General features: G+C 62.3%; 14 protein-coding genes. 4 read left to right on the plus strand and 10 right to left on the minus strand.

The genetic code is table 11. The features are described 5' to 3' along the window. Nucleotide 1: 1 nt before the first annotated feature. The 8 genes from esaR to def form a co-directional block, all read right to left on the minus strand. Entirely contained in the window at nt 2-691 is a 690-nt protein-coding gene (gene esaR, locus HHL24_RS11120; RefSeq protein WP_169485540.1) for a response regulator transcription factor EsaR, read from the minus strand. Continuing rightward, nucleotides 692-3,106, minus strand: coding sequence for a sensor histidine kinase (locus tag HHL24_RS11125; protein ID WP_169485541.1), 2,415 nt, complete (start codon nt 3,104-3,106; stop codon nt 692-694). Continuing rightward, a complete protein-coding gene (locus HHL24_RS11130; protein WP_169485542.1) occupies nt 3,096-3,695 on the minus strand; it encodes a DUF4390 domain-containing protein in 600 nt (199 codons plus the stop codon). The genes HHL24_RS11125 and HHL24_RS11130 overlap by 11 nt, the downstream gene beginning before the upstream one ends. After that, the gene (rsmB, locus tag HHL24_RS11135) at nt 3,692-5,131 is read right to left on the minus strand and encodes a 16S rRNA (cytosine(967)-C(5))-methyltransferase RsmB (RefSeq protein ID WP_169485543.1); all 1,440 of its coding nucleotides are present in this window, start codon (nt 5,129-5,131) and stop codon (nt 3,692-3,694) included. Before rsmB ends, HHL24_RS11130 begins: the two co-directional genes overlap by 4 nt. A 228-nt stretch (nt 5,132-5,359) precedes the next feature. Beyond that, nucleotides 5,360-6,217, minus strand: coding sequence for a zinc metalloprotease HtpX (htpX, locus tag HHL24_RS11140; protein WP_054037107.1), 858 nt, complete (start codon nt 6,215-6,217; stop codon nt 5,360-5,362). 103 nt (nt 6,218-6,320) lie between these two features. Beyond that, entirely contained in the window at nt 6,321-6,962 is a 642-nt protein-coding gene (locus HHL24_RS11145; protein ID WP_169485544.1) for a LysE family translocator, read from the minus strand. 113 nt (nt 6,963-7,075) lie between these two features. Then, complete coding sequence (gene fmt, locus HHL24_RS11150; RefSeq protein ID WP_169485545.1) at nt 7,076-8,062, minus strand: methionyl-tRNA formyltransferase; 987 nt, start codon at nt 8,060-8,062, stop codon at nt 7,076-7,078. 31 nt (nt 8,063-8,093) lie between these two features. After that, nucleotides 8,094-8,597, minus strand: a complete 504-nt coding sequence (gene def, locus HHL24_RS11155) for a peptide deformylase (protein WP_169485546.1) — start codon at nt 8,595-8,597, stop codon at nt 8,094-8,096. 244 nt (nt 8,598-8,841) lie between these two features. On the opposite strand from def, the gene dprA reads away from it, so the two are divergent. The 3 genes from dprA (at nt 8,842) to HHL24_RS11170 (ending at nt 13,495) form a co-directional block, all read left to right on the plus strand. Then, nucleotides 8,842-10,101: a DNA-processing protein DprA gene (dprA, locus tag HHL24_RS11160; protein ID WP_169485547.1), complete on the plus strand. Its 1,260-nt coding sequence runs from the start codon at nt 8,842-8,844 to the stop codon at nt 10,099-10,101. An 89-nt stretch (nt 10,102-10,190) separates the two neighbouring features. After that, nucleotides 10,191-10,568 carry a thioredoxin family protein gene (locus tag HHL24_RS11165; protein WP_169485548.1) on the plus strand — a complete coding sequence of 126 codons (378 nt, stop codon included), beginning with the start codon at nt 10,191-10,193 and terminating at the stop codon, nt 10,566-10,568. Between the two features lie 248 nt (nt 10,569-10,816). Then, a complete protein-coding gene (locus HHL24_RS11170) occupies nt 10,817-13,495 on the plus strand; it encodes a DNA topoisomerase III (protein WP_169485549.1) in 2,679 nt (892 codons plus the stop codon). Nucleotides 13,496-13,642: 147 nt separating this feature from the next. On the opposite strand, the gene HHL24_RS11175 is transcribed toward HHL24_RS11170, so the two are convergent. Together HHL24_RS11175 and HHL24_RS11180 are read right to left on the minus strand one after the other, a co-directional pair. Further along, entirely contained in the window at nt 13,643-14,743 is a 1,101-nt protein-coding gene (locus tag HHL24_RS11175; RefSeq protein WP_169485550.1) for a LysR family transcriptional regulator, read from the minus strand. A gap of 342 nt (nt 14,744-15,085) precedes the next feature. Then, the gene (locus tag HHL24_RS11180; RefSeq protein WP_169485551.1) at nt 15,086-16,954 is read right to left on the minus strand and encodes a phosphoenolpyruvate carboxykinase (GTP); all 1,869 of its coding nucleotides are present in this window, start codon (nt 16,952-16,954) and stop codon (nt 15,086-15,088) included. A gap of 376 nt (nt 16,955-17,330) precedes the next feature. Between HHL24_RS11180 and HHL24_RS11185 the strand changes: the two genes are divergently transcribed. Further along, nucleotides 17,331-18,344 (plus strand): D-2-hydroxyacid dehydrogenase family protein, encoded by a 1,014-nt coding sequence (locus tag HHL24_RS11185; RefSeq protein ID WP_169485552.1) that lies wholly within the window; start codon nt 17,331-17,333, stop codon nt 18,342-18,344. Nucleotides 18,345-18,348 lie beyond the last annotated feature (4 nt).

The raw sequence follows: 18,348 nt of genomic DNA on the forward strand, positions 1-18,348 counted from the left end.
TTCACTCCCCTTTGTTCTTACCGAGATCGACACCAAGCTGTTTGAGCTTGCGATACAAGTGCGTGCGCTCCAGGCCGGTCTTCTCCGCGACGCGCGTCATGCTGCCGTTCTCACGCGCGAGGTGATATTCGAAGTAAGCGCGCTCGAACGCATCGCGCGCGTCGCGCAACGGGATGTCGAACGAGATCGACGCCGTTTGCGCGGCCAACGCGCCGCTGCCCATGCCATCCGACGACAGCATCGGCAACGCAGCCGCCGATGCCACGGCTGAAGCGCTGACCGGCAACGCTGGCTTGGCAACCGCGCCGCCCGGCGCACCTGCCGCATTGCCGCGGGCGAGGCCTTGCTCGACCGCCTTCAGCAGCTTCTGCAACGCAATCGGTTTCTCGAGGAAATTAAGTGCGCCGATCTTGGTCGCTTCAACCGCAGTATCGATGGTTGCGTGCCCGGACATCATGATCACCGGCATGGTCAGCTGCCCTTGCGCGGCCCATTCCTTGAGCAAGGTCACGCCGTCGGTGTCGGGCATCCAGATGTCGAGCAGCACCAGATCAGGCGCCTGACGCAAACGGAACTCGCGCGCTTCCTGCGCGTTTTCCGCCGCCTCCACGACATGCCCCTCGTCGCTCAGGATCTCCGAGAGCAATTCCCGGATGCCCATTTCATCATCTACCACCAGGATGGTTGCCATTTACGCTGCCCTTGTCTGCACTGTTGCTTTTGTCATTCCCTGCGACGCATTGCCATGCGCCGGCCGCGACCCTGCGCCAGGTGCCGCGGCATCGTCTGCCAGTTGAAGGAAGAGGATCGAAATCTGCGCGCCTTCGATCACATCGCCCGCTTTCAAGCGGTTCCGAATGTCGATGCGCGCGCCGTGTTCGTCGACGATCTTCTTGACCATCGCAAGACCGAGACCCGTACCTTTGGCCTTGGTCGTCACGTAAGGTTCGAATGCACGTGTGAGGATACGCGCGGGGAAGCCCGGTCCGTTATCCGACACCGTCAGACGCACCGCGACACGTACTTTGCCTTCCGCGTCGGGGTCTCCGTATTCTACTGTCCTCGTCTCGAGCAACACACGCGGTTGTTCGAGGTCGGCCACGGCATCCTGCGCATTCTGCAGCAGGTTGTGAATCACCTGACGCAATTGCGTGGCGTCGCCGCGAATCGCCGGCAAGTCTGCGAGCTCCACCTGAATCGCGCCCATGCCTTCCTCGATACCGTACAGCGTCAGCACCTCGCTGACCAGTTCGTTCAGTTGCAGATGCGCGAGCACCGCCGGGGGCGTGCGTGCATAGTCGCGGAAATTGTCGACCATCTGCTTCATCGCCGCGACCTGGTTGACGATCGTGGTCGCGCCGCGCTTCAGCACATCCGCATCCGATGGCGAGAGCTTGTCGGCAAGCTTCATCTGCAAACGCTCGGCGGAGAGCTGAATCGGCGTGAGCGGGTTCTTGATCTCGTGCGCAAGACGCCGCGCCACTTCGCCCCAGGCGATCGAACGCTGCGCGGAGATCACATCCGAAATGTCGTCGAACACGACCACGTAGCCGGAGGTCTGCATGTCTTCCGCATCGCGGTCAGTCGCGGACACAAGGCGCGCGCCCCGCACAAGCAAAGTGAGTGGCTCAGTTTCGCCCGGCACCTGCACCGAGAACTGCTGCTGCCAGTGGCCGCGATCGTCGTGACCATCGCCGCTCGCTGCTTCGCGATCGGCAAACGCCTTGCGCACCATCCCGCCGAATTCGCTCAGCACGCCGATCTGCTCAAGCGCCGAACCCAGCACCTCCTGGAACTGCTGACGGAAAATCCGCTCGGCGCCACGGTTCGCGGTGGTGAGACGGAACTGCCTGTCGAACACGAACACGCCCGCGGTCAGGTTCGCGAGAATGCTTTCCAGATAAGCCTTGGAATGCTCGAGCGCGATGCGGTTGTTCTCCACCGCCGCGCGCGCTTCGGACAGCTGCCGCGTCATCGCGTTGAACGACTGCGTGAGAAAGCCCAGTTCGTCGCGCGATTTGATTTCGCGCTTCGGCGTGTAGTCGCCCTCGGTCACTTCCTTGGTGCCCTGCGCTAGCAGGAACAACGGTCGCGCGAGTTGATTGCCGAGCGCGAGCGCCAGCATCATCGCGATGAAGGTGGCGAGGAACAGCGCGAGCGTCAGTGTGCCGATGTACATCTTGCGCAAGCCGGTGCGGCCCAGCGCCTTCTCCTGATACTCGCGGTAGGCCCGCTGCACCGCATCGGCATTGCGGGCGAGCGACGGCGAGACCGGCTGCGTGAGTTGCAGGAAGCGTTCAGTGGGCTGCAGCAGCGACGCGTTCGAATCGGGAATGCGTTGCACGATGCGCAAACGCAGCGCGCCCTTGCTGCCATGCGCGTGCGGATCGCCGTCGAGTTCACCCTCGATCGCCGCGTAACCGCGGCCGCGCGCCTGATCGATCATCAGCGGCGTGGGCAAGTCGTTCGGCACGAGGGTCGCGTAATTGCCAGACGCCTGCGCGACCACGTGCATATCCGGCGTCGCCCCCGACATGCTGCGCGTGGGTTCGACGATCGTTGCGTCCTGCACACCGAACTGATCGCGCAAGCGCAGGAGCGTGAGCGTGGTGCCGGCGGCATCCGCGCTCGCCAACTGCTCCGACATCAAGCGGCCCTTGGTCTGCAGATCGGACAGCGAGGCGTCGAGCATGCCGCGACCGAGATTCAGGCCCGAGGTCAACGCGGTTTCGACGTTCACGTCGAACCACGACTCGATACTGCGCGAAACGAACTGGTACGAGACGACGTAAATGATGCCGCCCGGCACCACGCCGACCAGCGCCATGAAGAACGCGAGTTTCGCTAACAGCCGTGTGCCGAACTTACCTTTTTTAAGCCGCGCAATGATGATGATGATGAGCGTCGCCACCACCAGCAAAAAGATCATCGCGACCACGAGGTTGGCCGCATACAGCCACTGGTAATAGCGGTCGAAGAATTCGGTATTCGCGCTCGCTGCTGCAAGCAGCACGAGCAGCAGCACGGCCGTCACGGCGACCGTGGACACCAGCACGCGCACGACGATGCTGCTGACGCTGGTGTCTCTGCGCACTCTATTTAGCACGTTCGGTCACCGTGAAGGTAAAGCGCTTCCACTCCGACGAGAGGCTCCAGTCGCGGTTGTTCACCGCGTCGATCTGGAACGGCTTGGGCATCAGCGCGATGTCGAGTTGCATGCGCACTGACGCGTTGTACGTCTCTCCGACATGCACCTGATTGCGATCGATCACGTGCCACGACGTGATGTGCTTGATCACGGCGAGCGCATCCTTCAGCGTCGTGAAACCGAGCTGCAACCCACCCGACGACACGCTCGACACACGGTACTCACGCGTGAGCGGCTGGAACGACAGGCGAACGCTCTGCGACACGCTTACCGGCTGCTCGTCGAACCAGTACCAGCGTGGCCGGCTCAGTTCGAAGTCGGTCGTGAAATACAGTGGAATGCCCTTGTTGACGGCGTCCTCGAGATTGCTGTTCAGGTCGAAGTCGAAACGCGCGTCGATGTTCCAGCCGGTGTTGTCCGATTGCAGCGAGGCGCGCTGCACCGCGATCGAATCGGCATACGCCGCGCCCGGTACGGCGAGCCAGACGGCCAGCACGATCCAGAGCACGGCAGCGAGCCGAAGCGGGAAAAAGCGTTTGATGGTCACCGTTTCTGAAAGCGCGCGTAGAAAAATCCGTCGTGGTCTGAGTTCGAGCCGGCGCTATCTTCAGCGGCGTGTCCAGCATGGGAACCGGCCGATGTATCGGCGGGCGCGCGGGCAACTGAGGGCAAAAGTTGGCCCGGCGCGTCCAATCGTACCGCATCCTGATACTTGTTTCCAAACCACTGCGCCTGCAACTCGCCTTCTTCGGGGAAGATCGAACACGTAACGTAGAGCAACTCGCCATCTGGCTTCACGAGCGGCCATAGTGCGTCGAGAATGCGGCGCTGCTCGGCGACCAGCGCGGGGATATCCGACGCACGACGCAGCCAGCGAATATCCGGATGACGCCGCACGATGCCCGAGGCCGAACACGGCACGTCGGCCAGAATGCGGTCAAACGGCTGGTCGATGTCGTCGTGCCATTTTGCCGGCGTGCCCGCGTCACCGATACGCACTTCCGCTTCGAGCTTGAGCCGCTGCAAGTTTTCACCGATGCGGCGCGCGCGCGACGCGTCGCTTTCGAGCGCTACGAGCTGAAGGTTGGCGAGTTCAAGCAGATGGCCTGTTTTGCCGCCCGGCGCCGCGCACGCGTCGAGCACACGCATACCGTCACGCACGCCGAGCAGTTGCGCGGCGAGTTGCGCGCCGGCGTCCTGAACGGACACAATGCCGTCGTTAAAGCCAGGGATACGGTCGACCGGCATCGGCGTGGCAAGCTTGACGGCGTATTCGCCGGCTCTGCTCGCAGGGATGTGATGGTCGTGCAGCACTTGCAAATAGGCATCGACGGTCGAGCGGCGTGCGTTCACTCGCAACGTCAACGGACCTTGTGTATTGCCGGAAGCAAGCACCGCTTGCCACGCGTCGGGCCACGCGGCTTTGACCGCATCGATCCACCACGCCGGGTAGTTCCAGCGCGCGACTTCGTCGGCCTGCGCTGCGCTCAGCAGCGCTTCACGCTCGCGCAGGAAACTGCGCAGCACGGCGTTGACGAGCCCCTTTGCGAACGCAAACTCACGACGCGCAGCGATTGCACTCACCGCCTGATCGACAACCGTGAACGGTGCATAGGCGGCGTTCGCTTCGTCGTCAATGAGCAAGGCGAGCGCGCAGGCGAGCACATGACCGACGTGCGGCGGCGGCGCCTTCTTCACCAGCTTTGCGATCAGCCATTCGGCGGTCGCCAGACGCCGCATGGTGCGGTACGCGATGTCCTGCACGGCACCGCGCGCAGCGGCAGCACTGCCTTCAGGCGCGGAGACGAATACGGATTGCAACGCGGCCGGCAAAGCCGCGCCGAGGCGCACGGCGCCGACGGCCTGGCCCGCGCAGTCGAGCGCGAAGCCGAGCGATTCGGGCGCGAGATGCAGCATCGACAGACGGGATTCGCGCGGACGCGCCGATGGGGAAGCAGAACGCGAAGAAGGCTTTGGAGTCATGAAAGAGGCAAAGGCAGGCCGCGCGGTGCGCGCGACGCAAACAGCACCCATTGTAGCGTGGCGCAGGACGGGGCCGCGGAGGGCGGATGACAGCCAACGCCCGTAGTCCCTTGCAGCCAGAGCACGAGCAATAGGCAAGGACCCGCAGCGCGCGGCAAACGACGCGGCGCGTGAACAAAAAAGGCGAGTCCGCAGACTCGCCTTTTGTCACGCCGGATCAGCGCACCGTTACTCGAAGCGCCCCGTACGCGCCATCTCCATCAAACGCGCGATGCGCTCCTCGGTGGCCGGGTGTGTCGAGAACAGATTCGCGATGCCGCCGCCCGACAACGGATTCATGATCATCATCTGCGCGGTGGCCGGATGCTGCTCGGCGGTAGGGAACGGAATGCCGCTCGCGTAGCGATGGATCTTGTCGAGCGCCGAGGCAAGCGCCTGCGGATCGCCGGAAATCTGCGCGCCGCCGCGGTCCGCTTCGAATTCGCGTGCACGCGAAATCGCCATCTGAATCAGCGCACCGGCGATCGGCGCGAGCAACGCAACAGCGATGCCCGCGATCGGGTTCGTCGGACGGCCGTTTTCGTCGCGGCTGCCGAAGAACATCGCGAAGTTCGCCAGTGCGGAAATAGCACCGGCCATCGTCGCCGAAACCGTTGAGATCAGGATGTCGCGGTGCTTCACGTGCGCCAGTTCATGCGCCATCACACCGCGCATTTCGCGCTCGGACAGCACGCGCAAGATGCCGGTGGTGGCGGCGACGGCCGCATGCTCCGGATTGCGGCCCGTAGCAAACGCGTTCGGCGCGTCTTCGTTGATCAGGTAGACGCGCGGCATCGGCAAGCCCGCGCGCGTGGAGAGTTCGCGCACCATGCGATAGAACTGCGGCGCACTGTTTTCGTCGACTTCCTGCGCGTTGTACATGCGCAGGACCATCTTGTCCGAGAACCAGTACGAGAAGAAATTCATCCCAAGGGCGATCACGAGCGCGATCGTCATGCCGCGCGACCCGCCGATCATCCCGCCGATCACGATGAAAAGGGCCGTGATCGCGGCCATCAACATCGCGGTTTTGACCCAATTGAACATGTCTGCAACTCCTTGCCCTAACGCGGGTTCATATCTGCGCCGCATGATCGCGGCGGCTGATTGTAAGCGAAATGTTAGATATGGGCGCGTGAGGAAAATTCAATCATCTTGATGCGGTAGCGAGCTTGACGCCCAAGCCGACGAATGCGCTGCCGACGCCGCGGTCCAGCCACTTTTTCACCGACGGCTTGCCGGAGAAACGGCGGGTCACACTGCCGGCAATCCACGCGACAAAACTGTTCCAGACCATGCTCATCATGACGAAGACCACGCCGAGCGTGAGGAACGCCAGCGCCTTATGGTCGCTGCCCGTTGTGACGAATTGCGGAAAAAACGACACGAAGAACAGCACGACCTTGGGGTTCAGCACATTGGTCCAGAAGCCTTGCAGGAACAACTGACGCAACGATTTCGGCGCGCCGGCAGCGCGCGCTTCGCCCACCGCCTGGTCTGCCGCCGGTTGGGCAAAAATGAGGCGCACACCGAGATAGATCAGATAAATAGCGCCGACGAACTTGATGACCGTGAACGCGGCGGCCGAAGCGGCCAGCAGCGCCGTCAAGCCGAACGCACAGGCAAGCGAATGAACGCAGCAACCGGCGGAGATGCCTAGCGCGGACATCAAACCCGCGCCACGGCCCTGAGCGACGCTGCGCCCAACAATGTAAGCCGTATCGGGACCGGGCGTCACGTTCAGCAGAAAGACCGCGACGACGAAAAACTCGAAATGGGTGATGCCAAACATGGGGATCCTCTAAATGCGGGCCGTTGCATAGAGGATTCTAACGCGCTGCAGACTCGCGGCGGGGCTCTTGAACACCGGCCGAATGGACGATGTTCAAGGTATGCGCAAGGCGGCTATTTTGCTTCGGGAAGCTGAAAACGCTGCCCCGCTGCCAGCGTTGCGCCGGCCAGGAATTCGCGCACCGGCAAGCGCTTGCCACCGGGCTTTTGCAGTTGCGTGAGACGCAGTGCGCCTTCGCCACAGGCAACCACGACGCCTTCGGGAGAGACTTCGGCGACCGTGCCGGGCGCGCTGTTGCCATGTGCCTCGACCGCGATCGCCGCCCAGATTTTGATCGCCGTGCCGTCTTCCAGCGTGCCCACGCCACCGGGAAACGGGTCGAACGCGCGCACCTGGCGCGCGAGGACTGCGGCGGGCTTACGCCAGTCGAGCGCAGCCTCGTGCTTGCCGATCTTTTCCGCGTAAGTCACGCCATCCGCCGGTTGCGGCGTTGCCGCCAGCTTGCCGCTGCGCTCGAGTTCGATCAGCGCTTCGACGATCAGCCGCGCGCCGTCTTGTGCGAGACGGTCGTGGAGGGTGGCCGTGGTGTCGTCGACGGAAATCGGCGTGCGTGCTTCGGAGATCATTGCACCGGTGTCGAGGCCGACGTCCATCTGCATCAGCGTGATGCCGGTTTCAGCGTCGCCCGCCTCGATCGCGCGGTGGATCGGCGCGGCGCCGCGCCAACGCGGCAACAACGATGCGTGAATGTTGATGCAGCCCAGCGGCGGAATATCCAGCACTTCCTGCGGCAGGATCAGACCATAGGCAGCCACCACCATCACGTCGTGGGGCGTGGCGCGCAACTGCTCGATAGCAGCGGCGGCTTCAGCCGGATATTTGCCAGTGCGGCGCAGTGAAGGTGGCTGCGCCACGCTAAGCCCATGCTCCTGCGCGTAGCGCTTCACCGGACTCGCCTGCAACTTCATCCCGCGTCCCGCGGGCCGGTCGGGCTGGGTCAGCACGAGCGGCACCGGAAAACCGGCGCTGTGGATCGCGGCCAGCGCGGCCGCGGCGAACTCCGGCGTACCGGCAAAGATGACGCGCAACGAATGACTCATGAACGGGGGTGGTAGGCGAGGTGGACGCGCATTACATCGCGTGGGCGAGCTTCTTCATCTTGCTCTTGATGCGCGTCTGTTTCAGCGACGACAGGTACTCGACGAACACGCGGCCCATCAGGTGATCCATTTCATGCTGGACGCACACGGCCAGCAACCCTTCGCAATCGAGCTCGAAGGTTTCGCCCTTCTCGTTCAGGGCCCGCACGCGCACTTTCTCGGCGCGCTCGACATTGTCGTAAATGCCCGGCACCGAGAGGCAGCCCTCTTCCGACACCTCCTTCTCGTCGCTCGACCAGATGATTTCCGGGTTGATAAGCGCGAGCAGTTCGTCGTGCGTTTCCGACACGTCAATCACGATCACGCGTTCATGCACGTCCACCTGGGTCGCTGCGAGGCCGACGCCGGGCGCGGCGTACATCGTTTCAGCCATGTCGGCGACAAGCCGGCGGATGCGGTCGTTGACCGCTTCGACCGGCTTCGCAATCTTGTGCAGCCGCTTGTCCGGGTAATTGAGAATGTTCAGTAAAGCCATGATCTTGAGTGTGTTTTATAGGCGCCGCAGACCGGTGGAAGGCTAGCGTTGGCCATTCGGCCAGGTTGTGGGCGCATCGCGTTACGCGGAGGATAGATGGTGTTGAACCGGTTCGATTCAACGCGCCACGTGCGCTAAGCGACGAGCCCGCGCGGGTGGGCGCGGCGCTGCAGTTATTTCGGATGATGAAAATTTTAGCATGGCGCCCGCCTGCCCGCTGGCCCTGTAAGAGGATCGACTTTCAATGCACACCTTGCCCGCAACCGATATTGAACTCGCCGCCTGGCTGCGGCTTTCACTTGCGCCAGGGTTGAAACCCGCTGCCCTGCGTTTACTGCTGAGCGCTTTTGGACTACCGGAAGCCATTTTTAATCAATCGCACGAGGCCCTTGCCGAGATCGCAGGCGAGACTGCGGCGCGCGCTGTGCTGGCACCGCCTAATTCAGACTTCGACGCGCAACTCGACGCGGTAATCGCATGGTGCGAGTTGCCCGGTAACCACGTGGCGACACTCGACGATCCTGCCTACCCGCCCGCGCTGCTCACCATGCCCGATCCGCCGCCGCTACTATATATAAAGGGCCGGCTGGATCTGTTGCATACGCGGGCGGTCGCCCTGGTGGGTAGCCGCAGCGCGACACCGCAAGGCGCTGAAGACGCTGAGCGCTTCGCGCGTGAGCTTTCTCAAGCCGGCGTCACTGTCGTGTCGGGGCTGGCGCTCGGTATCGACGGTGCCGCGCATCGAGGCGGGCTGGAAGGTGTCGGCGGTACGGTGGCCGTGATCGGCACCGGCGCGGACCTCGTGTATCCGGCTGCGCATCACGCGCTGGCGCGGCAGATTGCGGCACAAGGCGCGATCCTTTCGGAATGGCCGCTCGGCACGCCAGCGCGCGCCGCCAATTTTCCGCAACGTAACCGTTTGATCGCCGGCCTCGTCAGCGGGGTTGTGATCGTCGAGGCCGCCATGCGCTCGGGCTCGTTGATCACGGCCCGGCTCGCCAATGAAATGGGGCGCGATATCTTCGCGCTGCCCGGCTCGATCCACGCGCCGTTGTCGCGCGGCTGTCATCGAATCATCAAGCAGGGTGCCAAGCTGGTGGAAACGCCCGATGAGGTCCTGGAGGAACTGGGCTTCGCCAAGCCCATTGCTGCGAAGGCCGCCAGCAAGCAGACGGTTCTTTGGGACGGCGCGGGCACGCGGGATTCCTCAACGCGGCTGGCGTCGGTGGCAGATCAACCGGATTCGGTAGCCGCGCCGGCATCAGCAGCGACTCAGCCCGAATTAGCAGCGGCGCCCACATTGCCCACTGCCCCGCCGGCCATGGGCACCGAAGCGCTGCAACTCCTCGACGCACTCGGTCATGCCCCCGCCACGCTTGAAATTCTTGCCACCCGCACCGAGATGGAGGACGCGGCGTTGCAAAACACGCTGCTGCAGCTCGAACTCGCCGGCCAGGTGACCGCGCTGCCCGGCGGCCGCTTCACGCGAGCGACCCACGGCTGACCCCGCATTGACCAGGGTTGACCACGATTCGGGATCGGCCATGCTACATTCGCGCCAAAGCACCTGACAAAAGTACGCAAGGAACCACCATGCCCGCGCTGAATCTCGACACCGACCAAGACCGGATTGCCGAGCGCGTCAACGAACCCGATACGCTGTTCGTTGCCTGCCTGTGCGCGGAATGGTGCGGGACCTGTCGTGAGTATCGGGATGCCTTCGACCGGCTGGCGGATAAGCATCCGGAGATCTGTTTCGCATGGATCGACATCGAAACCCATGCGGACCGCTTCGACGATCTGGATGTCGAGAATTTCCCGACCATCCTGATTGAAGACTCGGTAACGACACGTTTTTTTGGCACGGTTTTGCCGCAGGCGGCGATTGTGGAGCGGATGTTGTCGGACCTGACGGCCGTGCCCGGCGTCAGCGGCGCGCCCAAGCTGCGGCCCGCGCTGACTGCCGCGTGAGTGCGGCCGCCAGCCGCTGAACCTTGCGGAGCGGGCGTTGCGGGCGGTACACGGCACGTTTTCCGCAGCTTGCTCAATTACTGAGCGCGCAATTATCATGGCGCGCTTTTTATGGCACTTGACACGCCGCTTTCGCGCCGTGTGCTATAAAGCGGTCGTTATTGGGTCGCAAAGGTCGCAAACGAGGGTCGCGCTAATTGAGCGCACTCAAGGCCATCAACCCGGATCTACCAACCTCACATCGAGTCATGTCCAAAGCACTGATCATCGCCGAAAAGCCTTCCGTCGCGAACGACATCGCGAAGGCTTTGGGCGGCTTTACCAAGCATGACGAATACTACGAAAGCGACGACTACGTCCTTTCCTCGGCAGTTGGCCACCTGCTGGAAATCGCCGCGCCCGAAGACTATGAAGTCAAGCGCGGCAAGTGGAGTTTCGCCAATCTGCCCGTCATCCCCCCACATTTCGACCTTAATCCGATTGCCAAGAGCGAGTCGCGCCTGAAGGTGCTGACCAAGCTGCTCAAGCGTAAAGACATCGACCGTCTGATCAACGCATGTGACGCGGGGCGCGAGGGCGAGCTGATTTTCCGCCTGATCGCGCAGCACGCGAAAGCCAAACAACCGGTGCAGCGCCTGTGGCTTCAGTCGATGACAGCCGGCTCGATCCGCGACGGTTTTGCCCGTTTGCGTAGCGACGAAGAAATGCAGCCGCTCGCCGACGCGGCGCGCTGCCGTTCGGAAGCGGACTGGCTGGTCGGCATCAACGGCACGCGGGCCATGACCGCGTTCAACAGCAAGGGCGGCGGCTTCTTCCTGACCACGGTCGGGCGGGTGCAAACACCGACGCTGTCGATCGTCGTCGAACGCGAAGAAAAGATTCGCCGCTTCGTGCCGCGCGATTACTGGGAAGTGAAGGCGGACTTCGTCTGCGCCGGTGGCTTCTACGAAGGCCGCTGGTTCGATCCGAAATTCAAGCGCGACGAGTTCGATCCTGAAAAGCGCGATTCGCGTCTGTGGGCACTGCCTGCAGCTGAGACGATCGTCGCGGCCTGCCGTGGCCAGATCGGCACGGTGACCGAAGAATCGAAGCCGTCCACGCAACTGTCGCCGGCGCTCTTCGACCTGACCAGCTTGCAGCGTGAGGCCAACGGCCGCTTCGGCTTTTCGGCGAAGAACACGCTGGGCCTCGCTCAGGCGCTGTACGAAAAGCACAAGGTGCTGACCTATCCCCGGACCGACGCGCGCGCGTTGCCGGAAGACTATATGGATACGGTCAAGGAAACGCTGGGCATGCTCAAGGAGAGCAACAACTATCTCCCGTATGCCAAACAGGTCTTGGACAAGGGCTGGGTAAAGCCGAACAAGCGCATCTTCGATAACTCGAAGATCAGCGACCACTTCGCAATCATCCCGACGGCGCAGGCGCCGAAGAATCTGTCCGAGCCGGAACAGAAGCTTTACGACCTGGTCGTGAAGCGCTTCCTGTCGGTGTTCTTCCCGGCCGCCGAATACCGGGTGACGACGCGGATCACGGAAGTGGTCGGTCATCACTTCAAGACTGAGGGCAAGGTGCTGGTCGAACCGGGCTGGTTGCAGGTCTACGGCCGCGAAATCAGCGGCGAAGACGCGAACCTCGTGCCGGTGCAGAAGGACGAGAAGGTCAAGACGGACAAGATCGCCGCCCAGCAACTGGTGACGAAACCGCCCGCACGCTACAACGAAGCGACCTTGCTGTCGGCCATGGAAGGCGCGGGCAAACTGGTCGAAGACGACGAATTGCGCGAAGCCATGGCGGCCAAGGGGCTCGGCACGCCGGCCACGCGCGCCGCCATCATCGAAGGGCTGCTCGGCGAAAAGTATCTGATCCGCGAAGGCCGCGATCTGATTCCGACCGCCAAGGCATTCCAGCTGATGACGCTGTTGCGCGGCCTCGGCGTGAAGGAGTTGACCGCGCCGGAATTGACCGGCGAGTGGGAGTACAAACTCTCGCAAATGGAGCGTGGCAACCTGCCGCGCGACGCGTTCATGCAGGAAATCGCTCGCATGACGCAAACCATCGTCAAGCGGGCGAAAGAGTACGATTCCGACACGATCCCGGGCGATTACGCGACGTTGCAAACGCCGTGTCCGAATTGCGGCGGTCAGGTGAAGGAGAACTACCGGCGCTTTGCGTGCTCGAAGTGCGAGTTCTCGATCTCAAAGATTCCGGGCGGACGTCAGTTCGAAATTCCGGAAGTTGAAGAGCTGTTGCAGAACAAGACGATCGGACCGCTCTCGGGTTTTCGCAGCAAGATGGGCCGTCCGTTCTCCGCGATCCTGAAGCTCTCGCTCGACGACGAGATCAAGAACTACAAGCTCGAATTCGACTTCGGTCAGGATTCGGGCGGTGAAGACGGTGAACCGCCCGACTTCTCCGATCAACAACCGGTCGGCGCGTGCCCGAAGTGCAAGGGTCGCGTGTTCGAACACGGCATGAGCTATGTCTGCGAGAACTCGGTTGCAAACCCGAAGACTTGCGACTTCCGCTCGGGCAAGGTGATTCTGCAGCAGGAAATCGCGCGTGAGCAGATGGCGAAATTGCTCGAGGAAGGACGCACCGACCTGCTGACGAACTTCAAGTCGTCGCGCACCGGCCGCAACTTCAAGGCATTCCTCGTCAAGCAGAACGACGGCAAGATCGGCTTCGAATTCGAGAAGAAAGAGCCGTCGGCCAAGACAGCAGCGAAGACCGCGGCGGCCAAGGCAGCAGCCAAAGCAGCGCCGGAAGCGGATGACGACGACGCAGCGGTCGCAGTGAAAGCAGTGCCAGCAGCCAAGAAGGCGGCAGCGAAGAAAGCGCCCGCTACCAAGACTGCGGCGGCCAAGACCACCGCGGCCAAGAAAGCACCGGCCAAGAAAACGGCAGCGCGCAAGACCGGTTCGTAATTCGGGCGGGTGGCCGGAAGAGCATTCAGCTTCCAGCCCGCTCCGACATTGCCAGAAAAAAGGCGCAGTCACTGACGTGACTGCGCCTTTTTATTTGTCGACCAGACTACGCTTACCTCAGCATAACCGGCACCATCGCCCGAATCGTTACAACGGCGACACCGCGGTGGGCCGCGGACGGTTCGTCGTCTTCGCCAAAGTCTTCGGCAGCGGCGATAACTCGCTATCCAGCAGCCGTGACAGCGGCTCAGCGCCGTCGAACGCTTCCGGCGGCATGTGATCCGCGGAATCGAGCGCGGCGGACGTGGCGGACCTGCCAAGGCCGTCCTTGATCCACTGCTCGCCGAGCAGACTGTTCGGCGTCTGGCTGAAATGCTCGACCAGATGATCGATGAACGTCCGCACCTTGGCAGGCAAGTGACGGCGGCTCGGATACGCGATGTTGATCTCGACCTGCGGCAAACGGAAATCGCCGAGCAAACGCACAAGCCTGCCGCGCGTCATGTCACGGCCGATCAGATAGCTCGGCAGAATCGCGATGCCCATGCCGAGCAGCGCGAATTGCCGCAGCATTTCCGTGTTGTTCGCCACGATGACGTTGACCGGCCGCACCCGCACTTCGCCTTCCGAACCCGTGAACACCCGCTCGTCGCCCCAATACTCGGACGGCAAGCTCAGGCACGGGTGCTCAAGCAGATGTTCGGGACGCGTGGGTGTGCCGTGTTTTTCCAGATACGCGGGCGTCGCGCACACCGTCATACAACCGGTGGTCAACCGCCGCGTGACAATGCTTGCGCTGCGCATCTGCCGTGTGACCACCACGCCCACGTCGAAACCTTCTTCGACCAGATCGACCTGACGGTCGACCAGCGTGACATCGGGAATGACTTTCGGATAGCGCTCCGCGTACGTCTGCAGCACGGGTGCAAGGTTATGCAACCCGAACACGACCGGCGCGACTATTCGCAACGTGCCGACGGGTTCGTGATTGCGCGCGACCACCATCTGCTCGACGTCTTCCAGTTCGTCGAGAATCTGGCGCGCGCGCTCGAGATAAACCTGGCCGGATTCGGTCAGAGACAAGCTGCGGGTTGTGCGATTGAGCAGCCGCGTACCAAGACGGCCTTCGAGATCGGCAACGTGACGGGTGGCAACTGCGTTGGAAATATCCATCGCGCTAGCAGCGCGGGCAAAACTGCCGAGATCCGCCACTTTGACGAAAACTCGCATCGACTGCAAATGATCCATAGGACAACTCCTGCCGTGTTACAGCTTCCTGACAATTAGTGAAAACCAGTGAAGCGAACTTGGAATTCTCCTACGACTCGCGAAATCGTGCAGAAGTTGCCCGCCAAAGCGGAAATATTGTCGATATTTGTGCGACTGTGTTCCCCAGTGTGGGGCATGAACCTCGATTGTTCCGACAAAAGCAACAATCTGCTGCACTGCAGCTTGCACTGTCTTTTTTGTTCGAACAGATGCAAAGGTCGTCCCGGCATTGCGAAATGTGGAAAAGTCGCGAGGCGGGGTCAGACCGACAAAGAAAAACCGCCCGAAGGCGGCTTCCGTGCGAAGTGAATACTCACGTGATCAGGCAGCGAGTTTTCCCTCAAGGGCGCGTTTTGCCTCGGTCAAAGCCGGCGGTAAACCTTGCTGCAATGTGTCAAACAGCTCCGCATGCAGCGAGAGTTCGTCGCGCCAAGCCGCGTCGTCGACCGAGATCACCTGTTGGAATTGCTCGCGGCTGAAATCGAGCCCGCTCCAGTCAATGTCGTCATAGTGCGGTGACACGCCGAACGCGTGTTCTTCACCTTGCGCGTTGCCCTCAATGCGCCCGACCATCCAGCTCAGCACGCGCATGTTCTCGCCGAAGCCCGGCCAGACGAACTTGCCGTCCGCGCCCTTGCGGAACCAGTTGACGCAAAAGATTTTCGGCAGCTTCGCGCCCAGGTTCTCGAGACGCTCGCCGGTTTTCAGCCAGTGCCCGAAGTAGTCGCTCATGTTGTAACCGCAGAACGGCAGCATCGCGAACGGGTCGCGGCGCACCACGCCTTGCTGCCCCGCCGCCGCCGCGGTTGTTTCCGAGCCCATGGTCGCCGCCATGTAGACGCCTTCGACCCAGTTGCGCGCTTCGGTGACGAGCGGCACGGTGGTGGAACGGCGGCCGCCGAAAATGAACGCGTCGATCGCGACGCCCGCTGGGTTCTCCCAGTCGGCGTCGATCGACGGACATTGCGAGGCCGGCGCCGTGAAGCGCGCGTTCGGATGCGCGGCCTTGCGTCCGCTTTCCTTTGCGCTCGCCGGCGTCCAGTCCTTGCCCTGCCAGTCGATCAGATGCGCGGGAGGCTCGTCCGTCATGCCTTCCCACCAGATGTCGCCGTCGTCGGTCAGCGCGACGTTCGTGAAGATCACGTTTTCCTTCAGCGTGGCCATCGCGTTGAAGTTGGTCTTTTCGCTCGTGCCCGGGGCGACGCCGAAATAGCCCGCCTCCGGGTTGATCGCGTACAGACGGCCGTCCTGACCCGGCTTGATCCACGCAATATCGTCGCCGATGGTGGAGATTTTCCAGCCGTTGAGGCCTTCCGGTGGAATCAGCATCGCGAAGTTGGTCTTGCCGCAAGCCGACGGAAACGCCGCCGCGACGTGATGCTTGTACCCTTCCGGCGACGTCACGCCGAGGACCAGCATGTGTTCGGCGAGCCAGCCTTCGTCGCGGCCCATCGTGGACGCGATGCGCAGCGCGAAGCACTTCTTGCCGAGCAGCGCGTTACCGCCGTAGCCCGAGCCGTAGCTCCAGATTTCGCGCGACTCGGGGAAATGGACGATGTATTTGGTGTCGTTGCACGGCCATGGCACGTCTTTCGCGTCCGCCGCGAGCGGCGCGCCGACCGAATGCACGCACGGCACGAACTCGCCGTCTTCGCCCAGCACCTCGTACACCTTGCGGCCCATGCGCGTCATGATGCGCATGTTGGTCACCACGTACGGGCTGTCGCTCAACTCGACGCCGATGTGCGCGATCGGCGAACCGAGTGGCCCCATCGAGAACGGCACCACGTACATCGTGCGGCCACGCATGGCGCCGTCGAACAGGCCGTCGAGCGTCGAACGCATCTCAGCCGGTTCGATCCAGTTGTTGGTTGGCCCGGCATCTTCCCGGCGCTTTGAACAGATGAACGTGCGGTCTTCGACACGCGCCACGTCAGACGGATCGGACCATGCGAGATAGGAATTGGGACGTTTGGCGGGATTGAGCTTCCTGAGGGTACCGGCTTCGACCATCTGAGCACATAAGCGGTCGTACTCCTCTTGCGAGCCATCGCACCAGACGATTCGGTCGGGCTTGGTCATGGCGGCAACGCGCTGGACCCAGTCGATCAGTTTCCGCTGTTTGACCCACTCGGGCGCCCCTGCGGACGCCTCGATAGTGGGCTGTCCTTCGAATGAGGGATGATTCATCGACTTGTCTCCGTTTTGAAAGCAATAGAAAAACGGTACAAGCCCAGCGACGCTGCATGCGAGAGGCGTTCAATTCATCGCGCCGGTATTCCTACAAGCCGACGCGCGATTGTGCAGGTCATCCTGGGCCACACAGCATGTTGCGCGGAGCTGTCCGCCGACGGCCTTCTGCAACCGTCTGTAAAGCGACTTGCCTCAACACGCAACAAACTGTTAAAAACGATGTCAATCGGCCTTGCCGTGGCGCTGCCGTTCTTCGCGGCAGCTTCTACGGTAAGGCATCCAGCCAAACCTGCATGTGACCTAGGTCACATGGTGGGACAGTCAGCATAACACTCCGTTCCGCACCGCTATGGTGCGCCGCAAGACACATACCATGAAGATCGCAATCCTCGACGATTACCAGGACGCCGTCCGCAAGCTCGACTGCTTTCAACTGCTGGCCGACCATGAGGTCAAGGTCTTCAACAACACCGTCCGCGGTCTCGGCCAACTGGCAAGCCGTCTTTCGGAAGTCGACGCCTTGGTCCTGATTCGCGAACGCACCCGCATCAACTCGCAACTACTCGACAAGTTGCCGCGTTTGCGCATGATCAGCCAAACCGGCAAGGTCTCGAGCCACATCGATCTGGTAGCCTGTACCGAGCGCGGCATCGCCGTGCTGGAAGGCAGCGGCTCGCCGGTCGCACCGGCCGAACTGACGTGGGCCCTCATCATGGCGGCTCAGCGGCGAATTCCGCAATACGTAGCAAACCTTAAGCAAGGAGCCTGGCAGCAGTCCGGTTTGAAGACGTCGGCGCTGCCGCCGAACTTCGGATTGGGCCAGGTGTTGCGCGGTCAGACGCTGGGAATTTGGGGTTACGGCAAGATCGGCCGGCTGCTTGCCGGGTACGGCAAGGCGTTCGGCATGAACGTGCTGATCTGGGGTCGCGAGCATTCGCGCGAAGCGGCGCGCTCGGACGGATATGGCGTGGCCGAGAGCCGTGAGGCGCTGTTCGAGCAGAGCGATGTGCTGTCGTTGCACCTGCGTCTGCACGACGACACGCGCGGCATCGTCAAGCAGGAAGATCTGATGCGGATGAAGCCGACCGCGTTGCTCGTGAACACGAGCCGGGCAGAACTGCTCGACGAAAACGCGCTGGTGAACGCGCTGTCGCACAACCGTCCAGGCATGGTCGCGATCGACGTCTACGAAAGCGAGCCGATTCTGCAGGGCTACAGCCTGTTGCGCATGGAGAATGTGATCTGCACGCCGCACATTGGCTACGTGGAGCGCGAGAGCTACGAGTTGTATTTCACCGCGGCATTCCAGAACATTCTGGCTTTCGACGCCGGCGATACGTCCAGCGTGGCGAATCCGGAAGCGCTGCAGGGTGGGCGTCGGCGTTAAGCGT

The sequence above is a fragment of the Paraburkholderia polaris genome (assembly GCF_012927345.1).
Lineage (GTDB): Bacteria > Pseudomonadota > Gammaproteobacteria > Burkholderiales > Burkholderiaceae > Paraburkholderia > Paraburkholderia polaris.